Source organism: Nostoc sp. UHCC 0252 (assembly GCF_034931145.1).
Taxonomy (GTDB): domain Bacteria; phylum Cyanobacteriota; class Cyanobacteriia; order Cyanobacteriales; family Nostocaceae; genus Nostoc.
Genome location: NZ_JAYGHE010000082.1, coordinates 22,346 through 29,560, shown reverse-complemented (window position 1 = coordinate 29,560; position 7,215 = coordinate 22,346). Strand labels below are relative to the sequence as shown.

2 protein-coding genes are annotated in these 7,215 nt (G+C 42.9%); both read right to left on the bottom strand.

The features are described from left to right. Positions 1-68: 68 nt before the first annotated feature. The gene (locus tag VB732_RS30165; RefSeq protein ID WP_323234535.1) at positions 69-872 is read right to left on the bottom strand and encodes a hypothetical protein; all 804 of its coding nucleotides are present in this window, start codon (positions 870-872) and stop codon (positions 69-71) included. A gap of 21 nt (positions 873-893) precedes the next feature. Beyond that, positions 894-6,554, bottom strand: a complete 5,661-nt coding sequence (locus tag VB732_RS30160) for an eCIS core domain-containing protein (RefSeq protein ID WP_323234534.1) — start codon at positions 6,552-6,554, stop codon at positions 894-896. Between the last annotated feature and the right edge of the window lie 661 nt (positions 6,555-7,215).

Genomic DNA, 7,215 nt, shown 5'->3' with positions numbered 1-7,215 from the left:
GTTAAGTTGACACTAATGAACAATGTTGTGCCCCTACCCATCTGTAGCATTCTTTTGTCAAATTGGTATTAGTTAGGCAAAACCCCTCGTTTCTCTAAATAAGCCTCAAACTCACGCCCTTTCTCGACAATGCCCTCAATATCTGAGTCAATCATGTCTTCAGCCAAGTAACTGGCTTGGCTAGTGACAAAGCTGTTAGGTGTAAACATATCCTCTGGTAAACAGTCCAACTGTACCAACAAGGTGTCAATCAAGCTAGAAAATAGATTAGGTGCTTTGGTAATACCAGATTCGCCAGCATTGTAAATAATTTGCAGCAGGTCACGCCAGCAATTTAATGCTTCTAAATCTTCAATGTTGATGTACCATTGAGCAAAAGTAAATTGAAACTCACTCATAAAAGCCTCCGTATCACCACCGTGGGTATTAAATAAAGCCTGTTCAAAGCGAGATTGTTTTAAGAGCAAATCACTGTTTGAATTTTCAAGATGACGAATTTGGGGAAATTTTTGATGATTAATATGATTAGTTAATTTCTCCCATATTTCCCCAGAATCAGGATCGTAAGGTATTAAAACTTGATCCATCGCTCCGGCTAATGCTAATTTTTGGTAGTGAGTTGTGGTTTCTAGTTCATCATCTTCAAATTGCTGCAAAGTGTGGTTAAAAACTTTTACTAAAACCTCATTTGGTTGCAACGAACACCAAAAGCCTTGAGATATTTGCTCGACTTGCACGCCCACATAATGAAACCCCGGAATAACGTTTTTGAAGCCTCGAAAACCACCTTCAACCTCATAAATATCTGCATCTATCTGTACCTTTTCTTTTGGCAGATCGCGCAGAATTATATAACAAAACCTTGGGTTCATATATTTGTTGCGTTTGGAGTTTTAATTTCTATCTTGATTCGTTTTATTTGTCTTTTTAGGCATTTTACTCCGAATTTCTTGATTGACTTCCTGGTTCAAGTTCAACACAGCTTGTAACCATGCTTCTCTAGAGGTATATCCATTAGCCCTACCGACTTTCTTAGCTGCTTGTGATCTCTCTTCATCTGTCGTCAAGTTTTGATAGTCACCTTGCGCTTTCTTAATTTGCAGCAGTGTTTTTGCCAATTGCGACAATTTTTCTTGTTCTTGCGGTCGTTTGAAATTTTGTATATCGATTTTGGCGATCGCATCACATAGCCGATCAACGTATTTAGCACTTTTCCAAAGAGCTGTACCTACGTTTTGACTATGATTAATTTGCTCTACCGCGAAGCCTGTCTGCTCGTTGATTGACTGCAAGTATTGCTGATTCGTAATAGATATGTCTAACTTCATCTGCTGGTTAAGCACTACATGCTCGACTGCTCCGCCTGTGTGATAAGCTTCATTGGCAAATACAAGTGCCATGCTACGCGATCGCTGCAATTCGAGAGTTAGTTTATCCAGTTTCTGTGATTGTTTTTTGCTTCGTACTCCTGCTTCTGTAACCTCTTGCTTGATTTGCTGAAGTTCTTGGAATATCCGATCAACTTTTTCGAGATACTCTTCATACAGTCGGTTACTAGCCTCCATTTCAGCATCCGAGTTTCTCTTTTTGATCTGCTTAACCCTATCTTTGATGCTGAGATTAAGATTTTTAACTCCTTGATTCAACTCATCAATTTTGCGCTCCATCTGAATATTAGTTTGTTTGTAAAGGGAATCAACCTCCGTGAAGCGACCGATCATTTTTAATCTTTGATCTTGCTTCTTAATACCATTGACTGTGTTGTGTTTATATTCTTTCCACTTAGCATCAGATAAGAAACGTCTTATTTTAAGCAGAGACATGATGTCTTGAATTTCTTGAGAAGAATTTTTACCTCCTTGAGTCATTTGCCATTCTGTTTCTTTTTTATCTTGTTCTTTCTGTTCTTTGCCTTCGCCAACTGGCATGTGTCCAGTCGTATAAACATTTGTATCGAAAACAGTACCGGACTCTTTACCCCATCTTTGGCGGAAAATTTGGTTGAATAGCTTCACTGCTTTAATTTCTAGCGATTGGTTGCCACTAGCATCGAAAGTTATATCTAGGTCAGAAGTTAAATCTTTACTTCCAAGAGCTATGGCTTTGAGGCGATCGTCACTCAATCGTGCTTTTACTTGCAGGGTAATTCCGTTCACCTCTTGCTCGCGGAAAGCAATGATTTTTCTCATTGTTGAAGGATCGGCTAAGTACTTTGCTTTTACCTTTTTCCAATCAGTATCTGCTTCCCTAACCAAAACTTCCACAGATTTCTCGTTCAGGTTTTCCGGATCGCCCAATATTTCTTCGTCACCCGTTTTTCCTGTAGGATTAACCTTCCCCTTGACATAGACTGTTTCTTTGGCATCATGTTGGCTCTTGACTACCAACTCAAGTGAGGCCATTTGATATTTGGACTTAATACTTGCTAAACCCTTCTTGACTGCTTTAGAAGATGTATTGTCATCCTTGATCAATTCATGAGCTTCCGCCAAACCCTTATCGAGGTCGTCTTGCTTTTGCTTTGGCGATCGCTCATCGGGCTTGCCATATTTGCTGTTATGCTTTTTATCCTCAAGCCACTGTTTACTGGCTTGTTTCTTATCCTCAGCCCACTGCTTACCAGTTTCTTTCTTATCTTCAACCCACTGCTTCCCAGCTTTGTATTTCTCCTTCGCCGAATCCTTAACAGCGTGGAACTTCTTACCAGCCTTACTATCGTTGAACTTGTTACCAACTTTATTAGCAGCCTTAGCACCCTTGTCAATTATCCAATCAACTGCTTTCTCCACTGGGCTGCGTAGTTTTTGGAAAATTGCCTGAACTTTCCCAGCAATGCCGCCCAAGCCCAGAAGACTTGCGAGGAAACTGATAACCACAGGTAGCGATTTAGCCAAGGCATTTTCAACGCCCTTAACAGCTTGGTCGATCGCACCAGAAGCGATCGCACTCACAGCATCTAAAATGGCGTTAATTAAGTCTCCAATCTGCTGGGCGCGTTCGATGAAAAAGCTAATAATTTGATAAATCGCCTTAGCAGCTTTCACAAATGCCGAGGCTGGGGTAAGTAGGCTGATTACCCACTCTATCCCGGCAATAACCACTTTTTCAATCACAAAGTTCTTGATGGGTTCAATCACCAACTCATTCAAATCACCCATCTTGTCTTGGACAAACTGCCAAATACCAGCTATCCCCTCGCCGGCCAAAATTTGAAATATCTCGAATTTTTGTTCTAGATAGCCGACCTTTTTCTCGCCTAATCGTTTCACAGCCTGCGCTCGGATTACCTGATAGGTGAACCCTAAAACCTGTGACACCAAGCTAAAGATCCCTTTGAGGTCAAACTTTTCTGGCATCTCAAAACCAGCTTCTGCGATCGTGCCGGTCAGCCAGCCGATTAGCCCATGCTGCAAGTGCTTACCGATACCATTCATAAAGTTCAGGAAGCCTTGCTTGAGCGCCTGGATCAAATTGCCCAAGAAACCAATCGGGTCTTTAAGGATTTGCTCGACTACACCAGCAACCCGCGCTAAAACCCCCATGAGCATTTTGGTCAGTTCAATGATCGTCTTTATAACTCCTACAACACCATCAAACGCCTTTTGAACTAGACCTTGATTTGCCGCCTTCATCTCATCAATGCGGGCATCAACTGCTTCCAAATTCTCTTGATATTTCTGCGCTAGAGTCTCAATTAGCTCATTTTCTTTATCTTTGACGCTTTGTTCCAACGCATCAAACTTACTTTCAATGTCTGCTGCTGCTTGTTGACCAACTGCTTTCAGGTCTTGAGGCAATTGATCAACATAGTTTTGAATTTCCTGCTTACCTTTGGTAATTTCCGCTTTTGCTTGGGTTAGCCCTTTGCTGATAATGGCAACAACTTTATTGATTACACCATCCATTCTATTGATGTAAAGCTGCCGTCCCTCTTGATAGAAGGCGTTCACCTCACTAGGCATACCGAGCAATTTATCCTTAAGCCATTTTCCTTTGCCGATAACACCGCTATAGCGATCGTCTTTATAAGCCTTCATCCGTTGGTCAACGTAATCCTCAAAGACTTTCTTCGCCTCGGCTGCTCCGCCATCGAACTCTTGCTGAACTTGGCTATCTAAATCAGAGAGAGTTTTTTCAACGATGCCTTTGGTCTTGTCGTAAATTTTATTAATATCACCAGCAACCTTAGCCCTTGCCTGCTCATCTTTGCCTTTAGCTCCCACCTGCTGATTTCCAACTTGACCTAGCTGTTGAGTACGTGTACCGTGCATTGCTTGCAACTGCTGTTGGGCGGTAGCTTGGGCAGTGGCTTGAGCATTTGTTAGCAGGTTTTGCTCTTGCTGGCGGTACTGTTGCGGGGCTTGTGTCGCATTTGTTTGTGCGTCTTTTTTAGCTGCAAGTGCTGCTTGAAATTCTGGTTCGTTGGAATTCGCTAGTTGTTCTTCGGTAACATTCGCCTCAACCATTTGCTGGTCAAGCTTTTTGCTTTCTTCTTGCAACGGGGCTTCAACTTGACTCTTACCCTTCGACTTGGGTGCTGCTTTCTTGGCATCGATGTCTGATGGAGGAGTTCCAGAATTAGTCTGTGGCAGTGGCGTGACTTTTTTCGACTCAATGCCACTGGTGTCAGGCGTTTCTTTTGCTTTCTCTTCTAATGGCTGTTGAGAAGCTTTCTGTTGTTCATCAACTTTGCCGCTCAAATCGCCCTTAACCGAGTCAAGTTTGTTGTTATTTTTAAACTCGTCAGCCTCTTCTAAGGTTTTGGGAGCCATATCAGCAATCCGCTCCATCAGTTTGACTTTGAAGGCGGTTGCGTCAAATGCTGGAGTTTCAGCCTGCCCCATCTCACCAACTTGATTAGCTTGCGCTTTGCTGCCTACTTCGTTGCTCGGAGGTTCGGCAGCACCTTGGGCTTCCTGAGCTTTGTTTTTAGCTGGTTCGTGTTTCTTCTGCTCTGCTGCGACCTCTTTCGTTGTGCCGACTACTGCTTGGAAGCCTGGGTCATCGCTAGCAGAGGCAGGAGCCTTTTCTCCACCTGCTTCTGCTGATCCTAGACCTTTTCCTGCACTCGGTGCTGTTCCTACTCCAGCTTTTCCTGCCGCCGCTTGACCTTGCATTTCTCCGTGTTCAGGATTAGCCTGTTTAGCCTTCGGCTCTGCTGGCTGCTCTGTGTGAGTTTGTTTCTGAGAATTCTTGTTGTTTTGGTTTGCTGGTGGTGTTCCAGAAGAGTCTGCCGCCGCACCCGCTCCGGTTGCTGGAGGCGAAGCTACCGCCACATTTCGATTTGCTGAGTCCTGACGCTGCTCTTGTGGTTTTTCAGTGTCAGGCTTCAAACCTACTTGCTCTTGTCCTTGTTTATCTTGCTCGGTTTTTTGCTGCGGATTCTCTCGACGCTGAATTGCTGGTTGAAAGTCAGCAGGTGAGGTCAGGAGGGATTTAGTCTGTATTTTGTTTTTTTTTACCGTCTCGTTAGAAAGTGTTTTCGGTTGAACTGCACCGCCGTTTTGTTGGACAACATGAGTCAACTCATGAGCAAGTAATTCCTTACCTCCATTACTTTCTGGAGCATATTCTCCTTGACGGAAGAAGATATCCTGTCCGGTGGTGAAAGCCCGCGCTTGGACGGATTGGTTAAGTTGGTCAGATTGGCTATCTGTGTGGATTTTGACACCACCAAAGTCAGCACCAAACGCCACCTCCATTGGTTGACGGATATCGTCTGAGAGTGGCTGTCCGCCTTGGCGTGCTTGTTGAATAGAAGTTTCTAGCTCAGATGTTGCTGCTATCCCTCCTCCACCTTTACGCTGCACTACAGGAGTGATGGAATCTACCAGAGATTTCATTTGTAATTGGTCTTCTTCCTCTGGCAATGCTTCCCTTTGGATAGATTGGCGATTCCCTGGCTCGCTCATCCTCTGCATGACTTGCTGTGCTACTCTATCAGCTTCCTGTTCGTAAATATCTCCAGGCTGGTTAACTGTGAGTCTTGTTTGTAAACGTAGCGACATTCGACTAATGTCGTGGGTAAGAGGTTGCATCCCGGTAACTGCTTGAGGCGAAGCACTAAGGGATTTCATTTGTAATTCTTCCTCTTCCTCTGGCAATTCTTCTCGTTGCAGCGAAATATTGGAACCCGCCAGGGATTTCATTTGTAATTCTTCCTCTTCCTCCGGCAATTCTTCTCGTTGCAGCGAAATATCAGAACCCGCCAGGGATTTCATTTGTAATTCTTCCTCTTCCTCCAGCAATTCCTCCCGTTGAATAGATTGCTGATTTCCAGCAGGTTCGCTCATCCTCTGCATTACCTGCTGTGCTACTTTATCCGCTTCCTGCTCGTAAACATCTCCAGGCTGGTTAACTGTGAGTTTTGTTTGTGGACGCAGTGATATTCGACTGATGTCGTGCCCTAAAGCATTTTTAAGTTGCACGTCAGTAGTTGCTTGGGACGAAGCACCAGGAGAGTTTAAATCAAAACCACGTGTTGGTTGCTTGAGTGTAGATATTGAGAAGGAGCCTGTGGTAGCTTTTTTGTGTTGTCCTACGTGTTCTCCCATTTTATTCTCCTGATGACCGAGCAGTAAGTGGGCGAATATCTTGATTAATACCAAAGCACATCTAGAGTACTGCGATCGCACTTATCAGGCAATTCATCTAAAGTCTAAATTTTTGGGCTTTTTGAAAGTTGAACTAACTAATTTTCATATCTAAATTTCATCACCTTGAAAGGGCTATTCCTAAGTCATATCAAACGGATAAGTTAATTTTTATGACGACAGATTTTTATATTGTTACTTAATACCATTTCACTGCTCTACACCCACCCGAATATAGTTTCGCAAGAGAAATGATTTGTAGGCAGCTTACCGTAGGCAACATCAAAGCCATTGGTTAGTTAACTTTTTTTACGCTTACCAAAGTTTGTTGTTAGAATAATACCGAGTACTTTTTTAACCTTAGTTTAGGAAATAATTACTTACAGCAGTTTTCATGTATTTGAACCACATCTCTCGTAAGGGTACAGCAATCCTGTGCCCCTACCGCATGGTCTGTTCCGTGAAAATAGTTGTAGCTAAAGGTGGATGCCAAAATCTAGGAAAATAGAGTGTAATTAAATTACTATTTTTTTAATACTGCTTCGTACTTGCATTATCTTTTGCTTACATGATTTTAATGCTATCTTTACATTATCACTTGATTGTAAGCATCAAATAATAT